The sequence below is a fragment of the Candidatus Neomarinimicrobiota bacterium genome (genome assembly GCA_022560655.1).
GTDB lineage: Bacteria > Fidelibacterota > Marinisomatia > SCGC-AAA003-L08 > TS1B11 > JADFSS01.
The window spans coordinates 21,550-43,984 of sequence record JADFSS010000012.1 but is presented as its reverse complement, the minus strand read 5'-3'; the positions used below and the strand labels follow the sequence as shown (position 1 = coordinate 43,984).

General features: G+C 60.3%; 18 protein-coding genes. 4 read left to right on the top strand and 14 right to left on the bottom strand.

Features of this window, described 5'->3' with window-relative positions:
• Both IH971_03515 and IH971_03510 read left to right on the top strand, forming a co-directional pair.
• The coding region (locus IH971_03515) for a T9SS type A sorting domain-containing protein (GenBank protein MCH7496903.1) at positions 1 to 385 on the top strand (385 nt) is incomplete at its 5' end.
• Between the two features lie 31 nt (positions 386 to 416).
• On the top strand, positions 417 to 1,310 hold the full coding sequence (locus IH971_03510; protein MCH7496902.1) for a diacylglycerol kinase family lipid kinase: 894 nt from the start codon (positions 417 to 419) through the stop codon (positions 1,308 to 1,310).
• 38 nt (positions 1,311 to 1,348) lie between these two features.
• Here IH971_03510 and IH971_03505 read toward each other — a convergent pair whose 3' ends face one another.
• Positions 1,349 to 2,122 (bottom strand): class I SAM-dependent methyltransferase, encoded by a 774-nt coding sequence (locus IH971_03505; GenBank protein MCH7496901.1) that lies wholly within the window; start codon positions 2,120 to 2,122, stop codon positions 1,349 to 1,351.
• Between the two features lie 349 nt (positions 2,123 to 2,471).
• Here IH971_03505 and IH971_03500 point away from each other — a divergent pair, with 349 nt between their 5' ends.
• On the top strand, positions 2,472 to 3,026 hold the full coding sequence (locus tag IH971_03500) for a hypothetical protein (protein MCH7496900.1): 555 nt from the start codon (positions 2,472 to 2,474) through the stop codon (positions 3,024 to 3,026).
• A 16-nt stretch (positions 3,027 to 3,042) separates the two neighbouring features.
• Here the strand turns inward: IH971_03500 and IH971_03495 are convergent, their stop codons facing one another.
• The 7 genes from IH971_03495 to IH971_03465 form a co-directional block, all read right to left on the bottom strand.
• Complete coding sequence (locus IH971_03495) at positions 3,043 to 4,143, bottom strand: aminopeptidase P family protein (GenBank protein MCH7496899.1); 1,101 nt, start codon at positions 4,141 to 4,143, stop codon at positions 3,043 to 3,045.
• The gene (locus tag IH971_03490) at positions 4,140 to 9,134 is read right to left on the bottom strand and encodes a hypothetical protein (protein ID MCH7496898.1); all 4,995 of its coding nucleotides are present in this window, start codon (positions 9,132 to 9,134) and stop codon (positions 4,140 to 4,142) included. Before IH971_03490 ends, IH971_03495 begins: the two co-directional genes overlap by 4 nt.
• Positions 9,131 to 10,690 (bottom strand): acyl-CoA carboxylase subunit beta, encoded by a 1,560-nt coding sequence (locus IH971_03485; GenBank protein ID MCH7496897.1) that lies wholly within the window; start codon positions 10,688 to 10,690, stop codon positions 9,131 to 9,133. The genes IH971_03490 and IH971_03485 overlap by 4 nt, the downstream gene beginning before the upstream one ends.
• Complete coding sequence (locus IH971_03480; protein MCH7496896.1) at positions 10,690 to 11,127, bottom strand: cobalamin B12-binding domain-containing protein; 438 nt, start codon at positions 11,125 to 11,127, stop codon at positions 10,690 to 10,692. Before IH971_03480 ends, IH971_03485 begins: the two co-directional genes overlap by 1 nt.
• Positions 11,128 to 11,574, bottom strand: a complete 447-nt coding sequence (locus IH971_03475; GenBank protein ID MCH7496895.1) for a D-tyrosyl-tRNA(Tyr) deacylase — start codon at positions 11,572 to 11,574, stop codon at positions 11,128 to 11,130.
• Complete coding sequence (dnaE, locus tag IH971_03470) at positions 11,574 to 15,086, bottom strand: DNA polymerase III subunit alpha (GenBank protein MCH7496894.1); 3,513 nt, start codon at positions 15,084 to 15,086, stop codon at positions 11,574 to 11,576. Before dnaE ends, IH971_03475 begins: the two co-directional genes overlap by 1 nt.
• 147 nt (positions 15,087 to 15,233) lie before the next feature.
• Positions 15,234 to 16,013: a geranylgeranylglycerol-phosphate geranylgeranyltransferase gene (locus IH971_03465; protein ID MCH7496893.1), complete on the bottom strand. Its 780-nt coding sequence runs from the start codon at positions 16,011 to 16,013 to the stop codon at positions 15,234 to 15,236.
• Between the two features lie 237 nt (positions 16,014 to 16,250).
• Between IH971_03465 and IH971_03460 the strand changes: the two genes are divergently transcribed.
• Entirely contained in the window at positions 16,251 to 16,436 is a 186-nt protein-coding gene (locus IH971_03460) for a hypothetical protein (GenBank protein ID MCH7496892.1), read from the top strand.
• A 15-nt stretch (positions 16,437 to 16,451) separates the two neighbouring features.
• Here the strand turns inward: IH971_03460 and prmC are convergent, their stop codons facing one another.
• The 6 genes from prmC to rho all read right to left on the bottom strand — a co-directional run bounded on the left by prmC (position 16,452) and on the right by rho (position 22,219).
• Entirely contained in the window at positions 16,452 to 17,345 is an 894-nt protein-coding gene (prmC, locus tag IH971_03455) for a peptide chain release factor N(5)-glutamine methyltransferase (GenBank protein MCH7496891.1), read from the bottom strand.
• The gene (gene prfA, locus IH971_03450; GenBank protein ID MCH7496890.1) at positions 17,342 to 18,403 is read right to left on the bottom strand and encodes a peptide chain release factor 1; all 1,062 of its coding nucleotides are present in this window, start codon (positions 18,401 to 18,403) and stop codon (positions 17,342 to 17,344) included. The genes prmC and prfA overlap by 4 nt, the downstream gene beginning before the upstream one ends.
• 6 nt (positions 18,404 to 18,409) lie before the next feature.
• Positions 18,410 to 19,390, bottom strand: a complete 981-nt coding sequence (locus tag IH971_03445; protein MCH7496889.1) for a DUF1385 domain-containing protein — start codon at positions 19,388 to 19,390, stop codon at positions 18,410 to 18,412.
• Positions 19,371 to 19,583: a 50S ribosomal protein L31 gene (gene rpmE, locus IH971_03440; GenBank protein ID MCH7496888.1), complete on the bottom strand. Its 213-nt coding sequence runs from the start codon at positions 19,581 to 19,583 to the stop codon at positions 19,371 to 19,373. Before rpmE ends, IH971_03445 begins: the two co-directional genes overlap by 20 nt.
• Before the next feature lie 15 nt (positions 19,584 to 19,598).
• Positions 19,599 to 20,786 carry a pyridoxal phosphate-dependent aminotransferase gene (locus tag IH971_03435; GenBank protein ID MCH7496887.1) on the bottom strand — a complete coding sequence of 396 codons (1,188 nt, stop codon included), beginning with the start codon at positions 20,784 to 20,786 and terminating at the stop codon, positions 19,599 to 19,601.
• Positions 20,787 to 20,971: 185 nt separating this feature from the next.
• Positions 20,972 to 22,219, bottom strand: coding sequence for a transcription termination factor Rho (rho, locus tag IH971_03430; GenBank protein ID MCH7496886.1), 1,248 nt, complete (start codon positions 22,217 to 22,219; stop codon positions 20,972 to 20,974).
• Positions 22,220 to 22,435: the final 216 nt, after the last annotated feature.

Sequence of the window (22,435 nt, the reverse complement as noted above, 5' to 3'; positions counted from 1 at the left end):
GTCGGTCTATCCCTACTTCGAATCGGGCAAAATCATTGCTTCCGACATGCAAACCGGACTCTACGTGCTGGAGGTGGACTGGGTCGCGGTCGATACCCGTCCCTCCGCCGATCCCCTGCCCAGCCAAATCCAGCTGGCGCAGAACTTTCCCAATCCCTTCAACGCAGGCACGACGCTTCGGTACGACCTTTCCCAGTCAGGACAGGTTACGCTGACGGTCTACGATATCGCTGGGCGGTGGGTTGCGACCCTTGTGAATGAGGTCCAGACCAGGGGACGCCATCAGGCCAGTTGGGCCGGGGAGGGCGTTGGATCGGGCCTTTATCTGTATCGTCTGCGGCAAGGCAATCTTGCCGTAACGCGCAAACTGGTCATACTAAAGTAGGCTTCGGCAACTCGGTTAATCGAGTGGGTACATGATCCCCCGGCGCCTCTGGATCGCAGTCAATCCCCATAGCGGTGGCGGCCGCGGGCCGTCCATCCTGCGCAGTCTCATGCCCATCTTCGAGGCCGCCGATGTCGCCCTCACAATCCATGAGACCCGGCACGCCGGCCACGCGGCCGACCTGGTGCGGCAGCTGGACACCAGTGAGCTGGACGCGTTCTGCGTTGTGGGTGGCGACGGCACCATGCACGAGGCGGTGAACGGTCTGCTGTCCCGGCCGGACAAGCCTGCACTCCCTTTGGCCATGATTCCCGCCGGTAGCGGCAATGCCTTTCTGCATGGGTTTGAATGCCTGGACCCCGTCGATGCTGCCCGGCGAATTGTCGCCGGCAACGCTCGGGCCATCGACGCTGCGCACGTCTCCCTGGGTGATCAGACCATCTATGCGTTTAACATCGTGGGTTGGGGGCTGGTTGCCGACGTACTGGCTACTTCGGAGAAGCTCCGCTGGCTGGGGGAAACACGCTACACCCTGGCAAGCGCACTGGAAGTGCTCAAGGGCCGGCGGCGGCGGGCGCGCCTCATTTTCGATGGCCGCGATTCTACCGATCGCTTCAGTTTCATACTGGGGTGCAATACGCCTTATACTGGCAAGGGGATGCGCATGGCGCCCCGCGCAGACGTGTCCGATGGACTCATCGATCTGATCATTGTCCGTGCGGCCCCGCGACTGAAAATCCTGCGTCTGCTGCCCAAGGTCTTCGACGGTTCGCACGTGAACTCGCCGCTGCTTGAGTATGTTCAAACAGCGGAGTTTTCCATCATACCCGAGAAGGACGAGCGGAACAATATCGATGGCGAACTAACTGCAGCCGGCCCCCTGCACGTGAAGATGATGCCGCGCGCATTTCAAATGTTGATCTAGCAGCGCCGCTTCTGGCGCCCTAATCAGTCCCCACCGAATCAACCCGCACGCTCGGCCATATAAATCTGTAGCGCACTTCCGCTGTTGAGTGGCGTCCGCCGGTAGTCTCCCCATTTCTCCAGCACCCGGAATCCGGCATCATGCAGGAGGCGGTCCATGGTATCGGGAAAGATCATGCGCAAGGTGAAGTCCAGCACCAGGAAATCCGGGTTGTCCGCCGTGGAATAGTACCAGCGTAGTTGGTTGAGATCGGTGCCCGGTTCATAGCGATTGGTTTCCATCACGTTGACCTTGGCACCGGTGGCGGGGTCGGTATAGATCTTGGCGGGGACTTTTTGGCCTTCCGGGCGATATAGAAATAGCGGGTCGGGCACGAATATGTCAAGAGCAAAGCGCGTATGGGCGTGGCAATGCCGGCGAATGCATGCCAGGGCCGCCAGCGCATCCTCATCGGTAAGCAGGTGCAGGAACGAGTTGAAGGCGATAATAATCAGGTCGAAGGTATTGCCCAGGTCAAATTGGCGCATGTCGCCCTCCAGCAACCGGGCCCTCTCACCGTACTCTGCCACCTTGCTGCCGGCACGCTGCAAAAGCTCCGTGGCCGCGTCAAGTCCGGTATAGCTGGCCCCGGAATCCAGGATGGTAGGGGCCAGACGGGCGGTGCCCGCAGCCAGCTCCAGCACGTTGGGGCCAAATTCACGTGCCATCTCGCCCCAGAACGCCAGGTCGTCAGTCTTCCACCAGTTTTCAGCGTCGTACCTGGCCGCATCCTGATAGATGTTCAAATCTGGCTTGGAATGGCGCTGCGGCATGGTGTCTGAATTTAATCGCTGGGGTGATAGATTTTGTTATCCCCCCATGCACACTGGAAATGATCTCACGAAAACGCATCTTTTGGGTTATAATAGGGCTGGGCGCGCCGATAAGTGGATGTAGAGAGTTCGGATGAATAGCATGCACAATTCGGTTGAATCAGTTCGAATGAGCGCCATGCTACTGTTGGGGAAGGATGCTCTGCAAAAGCCCCAGCCGTTGCGGGGATTACGCCCGGCAGGTCGTTCTCGGCATTTCGCGCCCTCAGTTGCTGAGCAGCCCGGTGTATCCACCCAGCTCTCCCCTCTCGCCGTTTCGCTGTCAAAGGTGGGTTTGACGCCTGGACAAATGAAGGCGCTGGCAGACCCCCGTGGTCAGAGGCTGGCAGATAAGCGCGCGACCACCGAGGGTGGCCAGCTCGCCGTGGCGGCCTCAAATCCTGCCTCAGCCCAATCACTTGAGCTTGAATCACATTATCGTGATCTTCAGTATGACGCCTCGGAGGCGCGCCCGCTGAGGCGTGCCTATGTAGCGCATTTGAGGTTGGGTGTCTCCCAAGTCAGCCGCAATACGGCTTCACCTTTCCTGCGGGAGGCGGATATCATGTCAATGGTGCAGCTCATGATGAAGGACGTAAGGAGCACGATAGCGGGCGATAGGGCCGAACACGCCGGCGTAGTCCTGGGCAAGGCGGAGCTAGAGGATTTGTTGGCTGAGAATGGTGGTCGTACCGTCAACCACTTTATGGACATGATAGATCTGACCATCATGCTGGCGCGCCTGAAGCAGCTTCTGGATGATGGTCAGTCTGAGGTCCCGCATGCTAGCGGGCAAAACGGCAGCGGTGGCACCGAATCACCAGGCAATGACCTGGGCGAACCCGTGCCTGCCGATGGGCAATAATTGTTAACCGACTATACTAACCAACTACCAGTAATTCTTTCGTCGATTTGTTGAGTGGGGCGCTGCCGTCGAGGCCGACAAGGATGTCATCCTCGATGCGCACGCCGCCCCAATCCGGGATATAAATGCCCGGCTCCACCGTCACCACCATATTCGCTGCCAGCACTTCACGGCTTTGTCTCGACAGGCGTGGCGCCGTGTGAACCTCTAGTCCCACCCCGTGGCCAGTGCCGTGGATGAAATAGTCGCCAAAACCCTTGGCTTCGATATAGTTCCGGCACGCGGCGTCCACATCGGCCGTAGGCACCCCGTCATGGGCAGCGGCGATTCCCAGGCGCTGGGCCTCCAGCACGATGTCGTAGATCTCGTGATGGCGGTCGCTGGCCGACGAGACACAGACGGTACGGGTCATGTCGGCGTGGTAGCCGCCAAATCGGGCGCCGAAGTCCAGCACCACGAAGTCACCCCGCTCAAAGACTTTGTCCGAGGGGCGTGCATGGGGCAAGGCGCCCCGCCAGCCACTGGCCACGATGGGCTCGAAACTGTCACTGTCGCCGCCGTGGTGCTTGATGAGGTAGGAGATGCGGGCGGCCACCTGCCGCTCCACAGCCCCTGGCCGTAGCGCCTCCAGGAGCGACTCAAACACCCGGTCCGTAATGGCGACGGCCTGCTTCAAGGCGGCCAGCTCCTCGTCATCCTTCACCACCGCCAGGTCGGATACCATGCCCGCTGTCTCGACCCAGGTGACCTGCGGGAACAGTTCCTGCCACTGATTCAGAGCCGCCACGGTCAGATGGTCTGCCTCAAAGGCAATGTGCTGTGCGGCGTCAATGAGGTCCAACCCCTGAATAAAGCCAGCCAGTCCCGGAGCCTGGGTCTGAGCAGTCCCTGCGTCAATATGAATTTGGTAGCCGGAAACCTGTTGGCGCGCCTGCTCCTGATAGCGACCATCAGAGAAGAAATGCGCCTCCTCCTCCTTGATGAGAGCCATGCCGGCTGAACCGCTAAAGCCGGTCAGGTAGCGAATGCTGGTGAGATTGGTAACCAGCAAGTTGGACAACCCCTGTTCCGCCAGCCGCAACCTGAGCCGGGCCAGGCGTTGCTGTGTGGGGGTCATTCCGATTTCGTGTCGGAGGTCATCACTTTGCGGATGGAATCGCGCTCGGCGTTGATGCGTTCCGGATCAGCGCCCTTTTCCTCCAGCATATCCAGCACCTGTAGGGCCTGATGATACAGTCCCTGCACCTTGTAAATGGTCGCCAGAGTAAAGGTGGCCAGCTTGGGATCAATCTGCAGAGCGTCACGTTCGGCATCAGCCTCTTCCTGGTCGGCTTCCCTTTCAGTCGTGACTGTTTCGTCGTCCGTCTCCGGCGCGTCGTCAGGAGCTTTAGGCTTGATCCGGGTAGGCTCAAACCGCTCTCCAGGCATGTCCCCGCCCGCGTGGGCCAGCTTGTCCAGGTCTTCGGCCTCCTGATCTGCTGCCTTCTCAAGCATGACGATATCGGACCGGTAGGGCTCTTGTGAATCATCCCCGCCTGCGCGCTCTGCCTCCTGCGAACTATCCACCTCGCTGGGCGACTCTTCGGCTGCTTCTGACTTGTCGCCAGGCTCAAAGGGTGCTGCGCCCAGATCATCGCTATCCAGGGCCACTTCGCTGTCGGCGCCACGATCCGGGTCAGCCGTCCCTGAATCCAGGTTGGCTTCGTCCGCGGGGGTTCCGGTCACAAGGTCCTTACGGTCGAGTACGGCCCGGTCATTTTCGGCATCGTCATTCAGAGTCGTTTCGGCGTCGGGTCCGCCTCCGGCACGAACAAGCTCATCGGGGGATGTTTGCTCCTTGGACTCGCCTTGCGGTAGCCCGTCACCTTCACTGACCGCGGATTTTCCTGGCTGAAATGTCTCATCATTATTGCCATCGAGACCGGGCCCATCCTCGGGCACAGCTTCAGGTTCGGGCGTAGCGTCGCCACCGGACTCGGCGCCTGGCAAGGGCTCATCCTTCTGGGGCTGAACAGCAACCGTACCGCCGTCAGCATCAGCGCTGACAGACCCGGCGGTGTGTTCTGCGTCGACCGGCCCATCCGATTCAAAGGGATCCGCTGCGGCCACGTCAGCGCCCTCGGTATCGCTCCCCTCGCCGCCAGGCACTACCTCGTCACGAGCAACCGTCGAGGACCCCGTCCCAGGCTGGAAGGGGGCTGGCGCACCTTCAGCATCGTCCCCGACCTCAATCCCGCTTGCCTCACTCGACTCATCCTCGCTGGGGGTCTCGCCATCCAGTGCTTCACGATCGCCGGACATTTTTTCGGTATCTGATGCGTACGTCGCAGATGAATCCCGCTCTTCACCACGATCCTGATCCCGTGGCGCAACATCATGAGGATAGGACTCCCCCTGTAACGGCGTAGCGGCAGGAGTGATGTCAGCTTGCGTCTCCTGCGTCAATCCGTCGGCGGGCAGCCCCGTTGCTTCACCAGGCTGGAAGACAGCCTCCGTAGCATCATCGCTGCTGGCAGCTGGCTCGGGGGCATCATCGGTACCAAGCGTGGCATCCAGGCTCGGCGTATCCCCCCCGGGCCGGGTATGATCTTCCTCAGAATCGGGAGTCCTGGACTCGCTTCCGGTCATCAAGTCATCAGCACCCATTCCTTGATTGTGGGCAGACTGATCATCTGGTGATGCAGACTCCGGAGCCTGACCGCTGTCAATGGACTCGCTGGCAGACGACTGTTCCGGAAGCTGAGCTTCACCGCCAGGTGTGGTATCCTGGCCCGGTCGGAAGGCAGGCTCAGGTATCTCGGTGATGGCGCTGTCACGCTCGGTGTCGTCAGTGGCCCCCGGCGTTATTCCGTCGGCCTCGCCGGAACTGATGTCTTGGTCCAGGGCATGAGAGTCGGCCACCTCCAACGGGTCGGCCTTCGAATCGGACACTCGCTTATCTGCCGTTAACACACGCTCCTGACCGGCCTCAATCAGGTCCTGCTCACCTTCCATCGCTGCTTCTTCCCGGCGGAGCTGATCTGTGGCTGTGGGCGTGGCGGCCTCACCGGGTTGGAAAGGGGTTTCGTTGGCCTCGTCTCCATTGGCGTGTTCACGATCGCCGGCCTCAGTCGTGTCGTCATCACCGGGGGTATCGCCGTCGATATCGGTGGTCTCCGAATCGGCGGTGAGCGCCTGCTCGAGCTCCGCTTCATCCTCAGTGGTTGCTCCGCCTGCCACGGGGGAGCGCGCGCCCTCCGGCATCAGATCGATGTCTTCGTCCTCGTGATCTGAGCTGGTGATGGTCGACTGGAAAGCGGATGAGGCAGCTGTTTCATCGCCAGGCTGGAAAGGGGACTCCTGCTCAGGTGTGGCCCTGATTTCATCCAGCCCGCCGTCCTCGGTCTGTTCTTCCAGCGCAGGTGTTTCTCCCTCAACATCACCATCAGGGCTGGCCTGCTCCAGAGTCTCCGAATTGACTTCGTCCCGCAACTCTTGATCGCTATCGGCATCCTCATCCGCTTCGCCAGCCTCGGCGGGGTGGGCTCGGGTATGCTGGTCTGCACCGGTAACGTCAACATCGGTCGATTCAGCGGGGGCCAGGCTGGCGGAGGAGGGCGACTCGGTATCGCCGGGCTGGAAAGGGGTTTCGTTGGCCTCGTCTCCGTCAGCGTGTTCACGATCGCCGACCTCAGTCGTGTCGTCCTCACCGGGAGTATCGCCGTCGATAGCGGTGGTCTCCGAATCGGCGGCGGCCGCCTGCTCGAGCTCCGCTTCATCCCCAGTGGTGGCTCCGCCTGCCACGGGGGAGCGCGCGCCCTCCGGCATCAGATCGATGTCTTCGTCCTCGTGATCTGAGCTGGTGATGGTCGACTGGAAAGCAGGTGATGCAGCTGCGGCCTCACCGGGCTGGAAAGGGGTTTCGTTGGCCTCGTCTCCATTAGCGTTTTCACGATCGCCGACCTCAGTCGTGTCGTCATCACCGGGGGTATCGCCGTCGAGATCGGTGGCCTCCGAATCGGCGGTGAGCGCCTGCTCGAGCTCCGCTTCATCCTCAGTGGTTGGTCCGCCCGCCATGGGGGAGCGCGCGCCCTCCGGCATCAGATCGATGTCTTCGTCCTCGTGATCTGAGCCGGCGATGGTCGACTGGTAGGTAGGTGAAGCAGCTGCTGCATCGCCGGGCTGGAAAGGGGACTCCTGCTCAGGTGTGCCCCTGATTTCGTCCAGCCCGCCGTCCTCGGTCTGTTCTTCCAGCGCGGGTGTTTCGCCCTCTACGTCATTATCAGGGCTGGCCTGCTCAAAAGTCTCCGAATTGACTTCGTCCCGCAACTCTTGATCGCTATCGGCATCCTCATGCGCTTCGCCAGCCTCGGCCGGGTGGGCTCGGGTATGCTGGTCTGCAAGGGTAACGTCAACATCGGTCGATTCAGCGGGGGCCAGGCTGGCGGAGGAGGGTAACTCGGTATCGCCAGGCTGAAAGGGGGTGCCCCGCATTGGCAGTGCGACGGTCCCGTCGGTGTCAATTTCTTCAACGGACTTACTCGACGCAGGCGACTCGCCGCCGCCCGGATCGAGATTGTCATCCAGCGCCAAAGCTGCCGAGGCTGGCTCGTCTTCTCCTTCCATCGCGGGGACCGGCCCCAGCTGGTCTGCCGGCAATACGGGCGGGGCGGCCTGCAAACTGTCCTCGGGTCCGCGGCGGGTCGGGTCTCCGCCGGGGAGTTCATCTGACTCCGGCAGGTCATGTTCACCAGGCCAGATACTTCTGGAGCCATTCCGTTCCGCCTCTTCCAGGGCAGTCATGGTGTCCTCGATCTGGTCGGGATCCATGCTTTCGGTTGTAGGCTCTGCATCCGCCCCCGGCTCGAAAGTTTCGGTCGTGGAGCTGAGCTCGTCCGGCGCCCTGTCATCCAGCACCGCCAACAGTTCCTCTGGCTCCGTTTCCAGTGTCGCTATCGCTAAAGACTCAAGCACCTCCGTAGCCGCTTGACTCTCCTCTTGATTAGTGCGCACCCCGCCCGGCTGTGCAGTGTTTTCGTCGGCGCCAATACCCATTTCCAGGGAGCCCGATTCCATGCTGATCGGCTCTCGCGCGACGCTGGCAGGGGCCATTCGATCTTCCCGCCCCGCCCCTTTACCGCTGACCATTGATGGCTTCACGTCCGTGGACTTGTCCGCGACCTCATCCCCGGTGTACGGCGACTCCCCATGGGTCCGTTCTGCTGTCATCGGTCCGGTAGCAGGGGCAACTGACTGTTTGGCCTGTCCAGTACCAGTGGGACCTACATCGATGGGCGGCGCTGGGGGCTTGAGCATAGCGGGAATAACCTCGGGTGCGGCTGCCGGCTCAGCGGGGGACTCAGGCTCGCTGTCAGGGGTGGGCCCCTCCAACTCGGCCTGTTGCGCGCCTGTCAGAGATACAGTCGCGCCCAGGCGTTTGATGTTGGCTTCCCAGGTCAACTCATCCCCAGCTGCCTGATGAGCCTGTTCCGTAGGTGCCGCAACCTTTGCTGGGGTCGAACTCCGCACGGGAGGAGCACCGGGGGCAACGTCACCCTGTTTCTTCGGCGTGGCCGTTTGCTTCCGCGGTGGCGCTATGGCTGCCGTGCTGTTTCTGGCGGCGCCAAGTGGGGGCTCTTCACCGGTCTCTTCGACCTGCAGGTGGGCCGTTACTTCCAGCACCATGTTCCGGTCCGCCTCAATGCGTTCAAGTCTTTGCCGGGCGCCCCGGCTCAGCGGATTTGCTACCAATAATTGGCGATAGGCCTGCTCAAGAATGGATCCCTGGCGTTTCAGGCGCTCCTGCACCGCCACCAGCAATTCGGCCGCTTCCACATGGTGGCTGTCGCTAGCCAATGCCAGCTGCAGCAGTTCCTCAGTCTTCTCCAGCTGGCCTTCACGAATGGTCAACTTCGCCAACATGTACAAACCGAGCGCATGATTGGGGTGCTGCTTAAGGCCGATGGCGCAAACCTTGCGCGCCCGCTTCGAGTCACCCTCGGCGAAGTAGAACTCGGCCAGCAGAGGGTAGGCCAGCGAATCGAAATTCGATGCGAAGTGGTGTTCCAGCCGCCGCTTCCGCTCCTGCCGGCTCAACGTTTCCGGCTGGTGTAGGCCTGCTTCGCTCACAGTGGAATATTGCCGTGCTTCTTGCGTGGATTGGTATCCACTTTGGTTGCCAGCATGCTCAGCGCGGCGGCCAGGCGGGGCCGCGTTTGCCGGGGGAGGATGATGTCGTCGAGAAACCCCCGTTCGGCGGCCACGTATGGATTGGCGAACATCTCCCGGTACTCCTGAATCAGTTTGTTGGTGAGGGCCTCAGGATCGTCGGCGGCCTCAATGTCCCGCTTCCACAGCACCTCCACGGCACCCCGGGGTCCCATCACTGCCAGCTCGGCGCCTGGCCAGGCCAAATTGATATCACCGCGAATGTGCTTCGAGCTCATCACGTCGTAAGCGCCGCCGTACGCCTTCCGCGTGATGATGGTCAGTTTGGGAACCGTCGCTTCGCAGTAGGCAAACAGCAGCTTGGCTCCCTGCCGGATAATGCCCCGCCATTCCTGATCGGTTCCCGGCAGGAAACCTGGGACGTCCACGAATGTGACCAATGGAATGTTGAAAGCATCACAGAAGCGCACGAAGCGCGCCCCCTTGGTGGCGGCGTCAATGTCCAGAACTCCAGCCAGATGTGCGGGCTGGTTGGCTACGATACCCACCGCTCTGCCCTCAATGCGCGCGAACCCCACAATAAGGTTGGCGGCGAACTGGCGGTGAACCTCGAGAAATTCCGCCTGGTCCACCACCGCTTCGATGACCAGGTGCATATCGTAAGGTTTGTTGGGGTTTTCCGGCACCAGGCTGTCCAGGGCGACCTCCTCACGGCTGCCAGGATCATTGGTGTTGACCCGCGGCGCGCTCTCCAGGTTGTTCTGCGGCAGGTAGCTGAGCAGCTGCCGCGCGTAGCCGATGGCCTCCACCTCATTCTCGCAGGCGAAGTGAGCGACGCCGCTCTTGGTGGCGTGAGTCTCGGCCCCGCCCAGCTCCTCGAACGAGACCTCCTCGTGGGTCACCGTCTTGACCACATTGGGTCCGGTGACAAACATATGGCTGGTGCCCTTGACCATGATGATGAAGTCGGTTATGGCTGGTGAATAGACGGCACCGCCGGCACAGGGGCCCAGTACCAGGCTGATCTGGGGGATGACGCCGCTGGCCAGCGTGTTGCGCAGGAAAATGTCGGCGTATCCTCCCAGGCTCACCACCCCTTCCTGAATGCGCGCTCCGCCACTGTCGTTGAATGCAATCACCGGCACGCCCACTTTCATGGCCAGGTCCATGATCTTGCAAATCTTCCCGGCAAATGACTCAGAGAGCGAACCGCCAAACACGGTGAAGTCGTGGGCAAATACGAATACCTTCCGTCCGTCCACAGTGCCATAGCCGGTGACGACACCGTCACCCAGTGGCCGATTATTCTCCAGCCCCAATTCATGTGAATGGTGACGGACAAACATGTCCAGCTCGGTGAACGAACCCTCGTCCAGAAAGAGGTCCAGCCGCTCCCGGGCAGTGAGTTTGCCCTTGTCGTGCTGTGTCTGCAGTCGCTCCTTACCGCCGCCCAGCAGTGCCTCGGCCCGGGCTGCCGCGAGGATCGCTTCGTTGCTTGCATGACCAGTTGAGGCCATCAGGCGTCGGTTCTTTTCCCTGTGGCCGTTGCTTCCATACGGTGCTCCCTCACCCAGCCGATGATATACTCGGTGATCGTTGCCATGGAGCTGCCGGGACCGAACAGGCGGCCCACCCCCTGCTTTTGGAGGGCTTCCCTATCGTTGGCTGGAATAATGCCGCCACCGGTGAGCAGTACATTATCCAGACTTGCCGCTTGCATGAGTTCCAGCACCTTGGGGAAGATGGTCATATGGGCTCCGGAGAGGATGGACAGGGCGACCACATCCACGTCCTCCTGCACCGCTGCCCTTACGATCATGTCCGGTTTCTGGCGCAGGCCCAGATAAATGACCTCCATGCCAGCATCCCGAAAGGCCCGCGCAAGAACCTTGATGCCACGGTCGTGACCGTCCAGCCCCGGTTTGGCCATCAATACACGAATTTTCCGGGCCACTCAGCGCTCCTTGCTGTCCAGCACAAATGTAACGGGACCATCATTCACCAGCTCGACCTCCATCCGTGCACCGAATCTGCCGCTGCTCACTGGCACGCCACGCGCGGCCAGGCTGTCGATGTAATGCCGGTACAGCCGCTCTCCAGTATCGGGTGGGGCGGCACGGGTAAAACTTGGCCGGCGGCCCTTGCGCCAGTTGCCCAGGAGCGTAAACTGACTCACTACCAGGGCGCCACCGCCCACATCCAGTAGCGACAGGTTCATTTTATCGGCATCGTCTGCGAAGATACGAAGCATGGCGGTCTTTTCCACCAGATAGCTGCTGTCTTCCTCCGAATCATCGCGGTGCACGCCAAGCAGGATCACCAGTCCCAAATCAATCGCGCCGGTGACTTCCCCATGCACGAACACCCGGGCTCTGGATACCCTCTGGAGCACGGCGATCATCACGTGGATACCCAGACATTTTCGTCGCCGATGAGGGCCCTCAAATCGTTGAGAAAACTTTGTGCAGGCGCTACGTGAACAGCGGTGGAGCGAATTCGGCGCAAAGGACCTGCTGCCCCATCATCCGGTAGGGTGTCATCCGCGACGTGCAACCAAAGTTCACACGTTCCGCGATACTGGTCAGAAAGGGAACGGATTTTCTGGATGACCTCAGAATCCAGTCTGCTCAGCCTGAGCCGCACATTGATTCGTTTGGCGAGGCGCTGCCGCAGCTCCTCCAGCGGCAGGATATCCTCAGCCACCACCTTCAGCCCATCTGCAGGCTGGGAGCCGTTGGAGCCCGTTGCGCCATTGCCCTGGCCGTTACCCGGAAACGATCCCCGGGTGGATTGCCGCCCGATAACAAACACCTTGGCGTCTATGGTCAGCAGATCCCGAATGCGGGTATACAGATCGGAAAAGACGACAATTTCAGCATGGCCCACCAATCCTTCCAGTGTAAAGAAGGCCATGGGCGTGCCCTTCTTGGTCTGGTGCAATTTCAGGTTAGCCACCAGTCCTCCCAGGCGGAGCTGGTCCTGTCCGGACGCCGGTGACTGAACGGTCAGCTCGTGCGTGGAAAATTCGGCCAGATCCTCTTCGAAAGCCTCCAAGGGATGCCCGCTGAGGTAAAAACCGGTGAGCTCTTTTTCCATCTCATAGTGCTCCTCATCGGTCCAGGATGGAACGGGGGGCAGAGGCGGCTCGGCAATCAGGGGCAGGTCGGCGCTGGCGCTGAACAGGCTTTCCTGATTCGAATTTGCGCCGGCCTGCGCGCTTTGGGCAAACCTGATGACGTCGTCCATGGACTCAAATTTCTGGCTCCGGGTACCTTCCAGACTGTCGCAGGCTCCTGATTTGATCAGGCACTCTAGAGCCTTGCGGTTGACCAACTGGATGTCCACGTCTGCCGCAAATGCGGGTAAAGTTTTCCACCCGTCGCCAGCTTTGCGCGCGGTCTTAATGATGTCCGCTGCCTTCTGGCCCACGTGTTTGATGGCGTTGAGCCCGAAGATGATCTGGCCTTCGCTATCTACCCTGAAATTGCGCCCGGAGTGGTTCACGTCTGGTGGCAGCACTTGCAGGTTCATGCTGCGTGCCTCCGCCAGCAACACGGCTACGCGGTCCGGGTTGCCCATCTCCGATGACAGATTCGCCGCCATGAATTCCGCCGGATGGTGGGCTTTCAGATAGGCCGTCTGATAGGCCAGCAGGGCATAAGCAGTGGAGTGACTCTTGTTAAAACCGTAGCTGGCAAACCGGGCAATGAGATCAAACACCTGGCGGGCTTTATCATCGGCAAAGCCATTTGCTGTGGCACCTTTCAGGAAATCGGCCCGCATGCGGGCCATCTCCGCCTTCTTTTTCTTCCCCATGGCCCGGCGCATGATGTCGGCTTGTGCGAGGCTGAAGCCGGCCACGGCATGGGCGATCTGCATAACCTGCTCCTGATAGACGATGATGCCGTAGGTTTCCTTCAGGATGGGCTCGAGCATGGGGTGCAGATAGGCGATCTTTTGTTGGCCGTGCTTACGGTCGATAAACTCACCAATGAAGGCCATGGGCCCGGGCCGGTAAAGGGCATTCAGGGCGATCAGGTCGGCCAGACTGGTGGGCCGCAGTCGAGTGAGAAACTCCCGCATGCCTGAAGATTCAAACTGAAAGATGCCCGTGGTCTGACCTTTGGCAAACAGCTCGAAGGTCGCTTCATCATCCAGGGGTAGCTTTTCAGGATCAATTTTGAGCCCCTTTTTGGCCAGCATTTTTGCCGTCTTGTCAATGACAGTGAGGGTGCGCAAGCCAAGGAAGTCCATTTTCAGCAGGCCCAAGTCTTCCAGGCCGTTCATGTCCGCCTGCGTGGCCACCTCGCCCGTTTTTGGATTCCGGTAAAGCGCTACATAGTCGGTGAGCTCTCCCGGGGCAATGACAACTCCCGCCGCGTGCGTGGATGCATGGCGGTTCATGCCCTCCAGCACGCGGCTGAACGTGAACAGGTCCTGATGCAGTTGATCCACCGAGGCTGCCTGCGCCAGCTCTGCGTTCTCCTCCATGGCCTGATCTATGGTGATCCTGGGGCTGTCGGGGATCATCTTCGCCAACCGGTCTGCCTCGCTGAAATTCATGCCCAGGACCCGGGCAACATCCCTAACAACAGACCGCGCCTTCAGCTTACCGAAAGTGATAATCTGGCTGACGGCGTTCTCGCCGTAACGCTGCTTCACGTAATCGATGACCTCTCCCCGGCGTTCCTGGCAGAAGTCGATGTCAATGTCCGGCATGGAAACGCGCTCGGCATTGAGAAAGCGCTCGAAGAGCAGATCGTACTCAATGGGATTAACACCGGTAATACCCAGTGCATAGGCCACCAGACTGCCCGCCGCGCTGCCCCGGCCGGGTCCCACCGGGATATTCTGGCTGCGGGCATAGCGGATGAAGTCCGCCACGATGAGGAAGTAGCCCGCGTAGCCGGTATCCTTGATGACCTGTAGCTCATGGTCAAGCCGCGCCTGCACCTCATCCGAAACATCCGCAATTCTTTGCCCCAGGCCAGTCTGGGTCTGGTGCCGAAGATAGTCGTCTGGGTCTTGTGTGTCGGCCTCTTGGGGTATGGGAAACTGTGGCAGGTGCAGCTTACCTAGGTCCAGCTCCACGGAACATTGCTCTGCAATCGCCACCGTATTCTCCAGGGCTTGGGGGCTATCCTTGAACATCTGGTACATGCTGTCGCCGGTCTTAAAATAGAACTCTGGGGTCGCATAGCGCTGGCGGTTGGGATCATTACGGGCCTTCCCGGTCCCCAGGCAGAACATGATGTCGTGTGCCTCCCAGTGGGATTTCTGGGCGTAGTGGCAGTCGTTGGTGGCCACCAGCGGCAGGCCCAGTTCCGATGATAGCTTCACGTTGGCTTCCCGGGCAGCATCTTCCTCGGGTATGCCGTGGTGCTGTATTTCCAGGTAAAAGCGGTCAGGAAAAATCTCGGCAAATTCTAGAGCGGCCGCGCGAGCCCCGTCGAGGTCGCCGCTGACGGCCTTTTCCTGGACTTCTCCCTTCAGACAGCCGGACAGGCAGATCAGCCCCTCCCCATACTTGCGCAGCAGGTTCTTATCCATCCGGGGTCGATAGTAAAAGCCCTCCAAATAGCCGATCGACACCAGCTTCACCAGGTTCCGCAGGCCAGTCTGATTCTGGGCCAGGAGCACCAGATGGTTGTAGCCCCAGCCAGATTCACGGGTGGACTCCTGCTTGCGGTGGTCACCCTTGGCGATGTACGCCTCGCAGCCGATGATAGGTTGGATACCGGCTTTCACCGCCGCTTGGTAAAAGGGCACCATGCTGAACAGGTTGCCATGCTCCGTAATGGCGACCCGGCTCATGTTGAGATCACCGATGGTGCTGACAAATGTATCGATGGTCTGGGCGCCGTCCAGTAGCGAATAGTCGGAATGGTTATGGAGGTGAACGAAGTTGGTCATGCCTGGCGGAGCAACTGGGTTAGCTGCCGGGCACAATCGGCCGTCCACTCAGCGTGGCTGGAAATCTGAGGCTCGTGCGCGGGCCGAATATTCGTGCTGGCTCCCCAAGTGGATGGACGGCAAGGTTCCACGAGCCCGGAGGCCGCGTCAACCCGTGCCGATCCCTGACAAATAAATGGCCAATAGGCCGGCAAATATGTCCACTTTCAGCACCTTGGCCACCCATCCCGCACCCGCTGGAGTGGGATGCTTGACCAGGTAGTTGAAGGCATACAGAAGGGGTATCTCAACCCCGATAATAACAGCGGCCAAATAGGTGCTGTTATAGACACCCAGAATGTAAGGCAACAGGCAGCCGAACATCAAAATTAAAGTCAGAATCAAGGCCAATTTTATCGCGGCTTCTGCGCCGTAGCGCACAGGAAACGTTCTTACGCCGACCCCTTCGTCCCCCTCCAGATCTTCAATGTCCTTCACCAGCTCACGCAACAGATTGAAGCCAAAGGCCAAGCCCGCCGGGGGCCACATGGCGGGCAGCTGCCCAAACGCTGCGCCGGCGAACAGGAACGTGAGCCCCAGAAGCGCGGCAATAATGGCATTGTCAACCAGCGCTAATCCTTTCAGCACCGGTGAGTAGAACGCCATAAGCGGAAGGGCAATAAGCACGGCGATGGCCGTGGCCAGTGGGCGCAGGTGCAGGGCAAACAGGCTGCCAATGGCAAACAGTATCACCGCCAGCCAGAGCGCCGCACCACGCCGGAGTCCACCTCGGGGAAGAGGCCTGCCGGGACGGTTCACCTTATCGGCGGGGTAGTCGAAGTAGTCGTTCAGCGCGTTGGCCGCACCGTTATAGCTCAGAACAGTGACGAGCACCCCAATAAGCGCTTCCGTATCCGGCCAGGCCGGCACCAGCGTGGCAGCAATCATCACAGCCAAGGCCCCTAAAATAAGGTTAAGGGGTCGGAGAAGTTGGACTGCCGCCCAGACGAAATCCACGGCTGAATTTAGGGGGTCTTGACCAGCTGCGCACGGCCCCCTTTTTAGCTCAGCAGGAGTTTGATCTTTCCGGCGCAATGCCTGTGACCATGATCACCGTCCATAGGGTGGGCGCATGCTAATATCCGTTCACCGACAGTTTTTTCTGTACGAGAGGGGCATCCGGAAGTGGACAAAAGAAGTGGCGCGGCACGCCGCAGGGATATGCTCCGGCGACAGGTAATGATCCGGCGCATCGATGTCATAGCCATCAGCCAGGAACACAGGAGCGGCGCCGATCGACGCATCCAGCTCAACCGCCGGCTCTACCTGGACCGGCGAGTCACGGCGGCATCATTTAAGGATATCAGCTAGGCCGTTTCACCCCGCCTATTTTTTCAGGGACTCGCAGACCCTCGGATCACCCTGCAAGTCGTCGTGGATCGTGACCGCGAAGCCTGCCTGTCTAAACATCCCGCTCACCGCCGTTGCCTGCGGCACCCCCCCCAGCTCCATGATGAGGCGCCCCCCGTCGTATAGCAGGTTGGCGCCGATCGCAGCCAACCGCCGGAAAAAACTCAGCCCATCGGCCCCATCGGTGATAGCCGCGAGTGGCTCATGATCGCGAATTTCCCGCTGCAGGCCGGGCAGCTCCCCGCTGGCTACGTAGGGTGGATTGCACAGGATGGCATCAAATGTCCCGATGGGTTCTTCCGTCATAACATCCAGCCGCTGAAAGTCCACGTTGTCCGCGCCCAGGCGCTGCGCGTTTTCATGCGCCAGACTGAGGGCGTCCGCGGATATGTCCACCGCCAGCACTTTGGCCTCGGGATAAAGCAGCGCCGCTGTGATGGCCAGGCAACCCGAACCCGTTCCGATATCCAGAATGGCGCCGGGCTCCGGCGCGCCCATGCTTTGGTGCAGCACGCGGATGAGGGTCTCGGTTTCCGGGCGGGGAATAAGCACATCCGGCGTTACGCGAAAGTCACGGCCATAAAAGGGCGCCTTGCCCAGGATATACTGAAACGGTTCCCCCCCTGAACGCCGCTTCACCAGGGCCTTGAACTGCGCCAACTCGCCGGGCCCCAGTGGACGGTCATGCTGAACATAAAGGTCGACCCGCTCCAGGCCCAATACGTGGGCCAGCAGCCATTCGCTTTCCAGCCGTGCATTGGATATGTCTTTTGCTGCAAAGTAACCGCTGGCCCACCGGATAAGCCCTACGATGTCCCACTGGGTCGCCCCGTTAGCTGTGCGCCCCCGGGGAGGAGCGGCGCTGCTCACACCTCGGCCAGACGATCCATCCGGTCCCGCAGCCGCAGCTGGGCGATCAACTCATGCAGGTCCCCATCGGTGATCTCGCTGAGCCGATACAGGGTCAGGTTGATGCGGTGATCGGTGACACGCCCCTGGGGAAAATTGTAGGTGCGCACTTTGGCACTGCGATCGCCCGTGGAGACCATACTGCGCCGCTCCTTGGCCCGGAGGTTTTGCTGCTTCTCTAACTGCTTGGCGTAGAGGCGCGCGGCCAGCACTTTCATGGCCTTCAGGCGGTTCTTGTGCTGCGATTTCTCGTCTTGGCACGTCACCACGATACCGGACGGCAGGTGGGTGATGCGCACCGCCGAGTCGGTCTTGTTCACGTGCTGTCCGCCGTGGCCTGAAGCCCGGTAGGTGTCGATTTTCAGGTCGGCCTGGACAATGTTCACTTCCACGGGGTCGGCCTCAGGAAGAACAGCCACCGAAGCCGCACTGGTGTGGATACGCCCGCTCGATTCGGTCGCCGGCACCCGCTGAACCCGGTGGACGCCGCGCTCGTATTTCAGGTCACCATAGGCCCCTTTGCCCTTTACAGAGACGATAATCTCCTTGATGCCGCCCGTTTCCGATTCCGACAGCGACAGCACCTCGGTGTCCCAGTTGCGGCGCTCGGCATAGCGGCTGTACATGCGGTACAGGTCGGCTGCGAACAGGGCCGCCTCTTCACCGCCGGTGCCACTGCGAATCTCCAGAATCGTGTTCTTGTCATCAGCCGGATCGCGGGGCAGCAACAGCACCTTGAGCTCCTCCTCCAACGCGGCCAACTGTGCAATCAGGGTCGGGAGTTCCTCGGCAGCCAGCACCTTGAGTTCCTCATCATCGCCCGTGAGCATGTCCTCGATTTCATGCCGGTGCCCGTCCAGGTCAACAAAGCGGCGGGCCTTGTCCGCGACTTCGCTCAGCTCGCTGTGTTCCCGCGCCAACTGGGCGTAGCGCTTGGGGTCGGAAGCGGTCTCCGGCTCGGACATGCGCTCGGTGAGGTCGTCCTGCCGCTGGATAATTTCGCGTAGCTTGGTAATCATGGCCGCTCAGCCGATGGCATCAGCGAGGTACCGGCGGCCCTCCACCCGGCTCAGCTCGGGGCCAAAGGCTACCTTCAGTGAGTTCAGCGCCACGGCCACCTGTTCGTCATCGGGTGCCTTGGTGGTGATATACTGCAGCCAGATTCCGGGCCTGGACAGCCATCGGAACAGGGCCACGTGCTGGTAGCGGGAGGTCAATTTGAGAGCCTCATAGCCCAACCCAGCCACCAGCGGAATCAGCGGCAGGTGCACCAGCAGCCGCAGTCCCAGTGAAATCTCACCCGTCACCGCCAGTATGATGCTATCGATGAGGGCGAATGCCAGGATCGCGGCAACGAGCACAATGAAAATGAAACTGGTTCCGCAGCGAGGGTGCTGAGTGGGGTAATCGCGGATGCTGTCCACCGTGAGGGGCTTGCCGGCCTCGAACGCAAACACGGTCATGTGTTCGGCGCCGTGGTATTGGAACAGCCGCTGCACATCCGGCAGGCGGGAGATAAGGGCCAGGTAGAGCAAAAAGAACGTGATGCGGATGGTTCCCGCGATCAGGTTAAACGCCAGGGCGTGCTGCTCCAGCTCGATGAGGCGGGAGGAGATCCACAGCGGCGCCACAAAGAACAGTCCCGCCCCCAGCACCAGCGCCAGAATGGTGCCCCCCACGTTGGACGCAGAGCCCGCCTTGCTCTCATCGGCAGCCAGCGCCACGTCGGCCGACCAGTTAAGGGCGGCCAGGCCGATTTTCAGCGACTCAAACAGATGTACCATGCCCCGCAGAAGGGGCAGTTTCAGCCAGCGCCAACGCTCCACGGCGGAGGTAAAGGCCTCCCGCCGCGTGCGAATTTCGCCCTCGGGATCGCGCACCGCCACGGCGTAGGCGCCCGGCACACGCATCATGACCCCTTCGATAACGGCCTGCCCGCCCACAAGAATACGGGACTGGCCCGCCAGCAGCAGGGGCAGCGGCAGATTATTCCGCAGGCGCTTCAAGCTTATACTTGCGCCGGTATTTCTCCACCCGGCCGGCCGTGTCCACCAGCTTCTGCTTACCGGTGTAAAACGGGTGGCAGGCGCTGCAGATCTCAACGCGCAGCTCTGTCGCCGTGGAACGCGTCTCGAAGGTGTTGCCGCAGGCGCAGTGTGCCGTCACCAGATGGTATTCGGGGTGGATGTCCTTTTTCATGGCTTTTCTTCCCTATTATTCTAATTGTGCCACCGCTGAGCCAATGCGGCTGGTAGCGGCGCTAATATCGGCATCCGAAACGGCATAGGTCAGGCGTATATGCTCCTGGTCGCCAAAACCCTCGCCACTGACGGTCACCACTCGGGCCTGGTCAAGAAAATATTCGGTCACATCGGTCGCATTGCGGAGCGTCTTGCCGGCCGCAGTCTGGCCGAATAGGTCCCGGACCCCTAGGAATACGTAAAAAGCACCCCCAGGGTTCCGGCACGACAAGCCCGGAATCTGCGCAAGTTCCTGCACGATGATCTGCCGCCTGTGCCTGAACGCCTCCCTGCGCTCAGCCACAATCGCCTGATCGCCAGTGAGCGCGGCCACGGCAGCCATCTGGCTGATGGAATTAGGAGATGAGGTGGACTGGCTCTGGATCTTGGTCATGGCCTTGACCAATGAGACCGGGCCCGCCATGTAACCCAGGCGCCAGCCCGTCATGGCGTAAGTCTTGGAGCAGCTCTGGAAGGTGAGCAATTTCTCAAAATCGGGATCCAATGCGGCAGGTGATTCGAAAGGCCGGTCGTAGGACAGGGCCTCGTAGCACTCATCGGAAAACAGCCACAGGTCGTGGCGTCGGACCAGTTCAAGGATGCGCTCAACGGCTTCGCGGCTCCATACTCCACCGGTGGGATTAGAGGGTGAGTTCAAAATAATCCCCTTGGTGCGCGGCGTAATGCTGTCTTCCAATTCATCGAAAAGGGGCTCGAATTGCTTTTCGGGATCGGTACTGATGATCACCGGGGTGGCATCGGCTAGGTTTACGAGCTCAGGAAATGACACCCAGTAGGGCGCGAAAATAATCACCTCATCTCCATGCTGGAACAGGGCCATGCTGGCGTTGAAAAGCGCATGCTTGCATCCGTTGCTCACGATGACCTGATCGGGGGTCACCCGCACCGCATTGTCCCGTTCAAGCTTCTCTGCCACGGCCTGGCGCACCTGTGGCAGGCCCGGCCCCGGCGTATAACGCGTGTAGCCCTCGTGCATGGCTCGCTTGGCGGCCTCAATAATGTGATCCGGCGTGGGGAAGTCGGGCTCGCCGGCCGAAAGGTTCAATACATCCACCCCCTGGGCCCTGAGCTCGGCAGCCCGGGCGGTCATTTCCAGGGTAATGGATCCCTTAATGCGGCCGACCCGATCAGCAAACGTCATGATCCAGTCCCATTCATCATGCACGAAGTTCCGCCCAGTGCGGAATGAATGCAAGCGGCGGCCATGTTTCACGGAATCAGGGCCACGGAGCCTAGCGCTAGTGGTGGCCCCAGGACGGCGGGGACTTGCCGCCGATGACAACCCAGCCGGAGTCGCTGGTGGACCCGGGTTGTCAGTACACCGGTCTAGCTACCCATCGTATCCAGAAATTCCCGGTTGGTCTTGGTGCGTTGGAGGCGGTCCAGCAGGAATTCCATGGCCTCCACCACGCTCATCTCGCTCAGCAACCGCCGCAGTATCCAGATGCGCGACAGGTCCTTCCGGCTGAGCAGCTTTTCCTCGCGCCGAGTGCCGGAGCGATTGATGTCGATGGACGGGTAGACGCGGCGGTTGCTGAGGTTGCGGTCCAACACCAGTTCCATGTTGCCGGTACCCTTGAACTCCTCAAAAATGACGTCGTCCATGCGGCTGCCCGTATCGATGAGAGCTGTGGCCACGATCGTGAGGCTGCCGCCTTCCTCAATATTTCGGGCCGCGCCGAAGAAGCGCTTGGGTCTCTGCAGCGCGTTTGCGTCCACGCCTCCCGACAAAATTTTTCCACTGTGAGGAATCACCGTGTTATTTGCCCGGGCAAGACGGGTAATGGAATCCAGCAGAATCATGACATCCTTACCCACCTCCACCATTCGTCGGGCCCGCTGAAGCACCATTTCGGCCACTTGAACGTGACGCTCGGGAGGCTCGTCAAAGGTAGAGGATATGACTTCGGCATCCACCCCCCGCTTCATTTCAGTGACCTCCTCGGGACGCTCATCAATGAGCAGGATAATCATGAAGAGGTCGGGATAATTCTGCGACACGGCGTTGGCAATTTTCTGCAGAAGGATGGTCTTACCCGTCTTGGGCTGCGCCGGAATGAGTGCCCTCTGGCCCAGACCGATGGGTGCCACCAGGTCAATGATGCGCGCAGAGCTCTCCTTGGCGGTGGTTTCCAGGACCAGATGCTCAGTGGGGAATTCAGGCGTCAAGTCCTCAAAGTGGGGGTACGTCTTGATCTCATCCGGCGAGATACCGTTAACAGCATCCACGCGCAGCAGAGCAAAAAAGCGTTCATTGTCCTTGGGGGGTCGCACCTGACCACTGATGAGGTGCCCTGTGCGCAGGCCGAACCGTTTGATCTGCGACGGGGACACATATATATCATCGGGGCCCGGGAGGTAGTTGTAATCGGGCGAGCGCAGGAAGCCGTAACCATCGGGCATGATCTCCAGGACCCCACGGGCATACACGTTCCCCTGCTTCTGGGCCTGGAATTCCAGGATCTTCATGATCAGCTCGTGTTTCTTTAACCCCGAAAACTCGCTGACCTCCAGGTCCTGCGCCAATTTGGTGAGGTCCTTCACCCGCAGTGATTGCAGTTCACTAATGTCCATTTGAGTCGTCTCTGCCATGAAAAATTCAGATTCTAATACGGGTTATCAATTGGGATCGTTGATGCCGGCAGCGGCCAGCACCCTGAAGCCGGCACTGCTTTTGTATCCAGTTGCCAGCATACAGGTCCATAATAGGTCCCTGCGGTTAGAAAAAACGGTCTGGAACGCTCGTTGCGTTCCGGTTGCAATATGAGAACTCATGCCGTGCATGAGTCC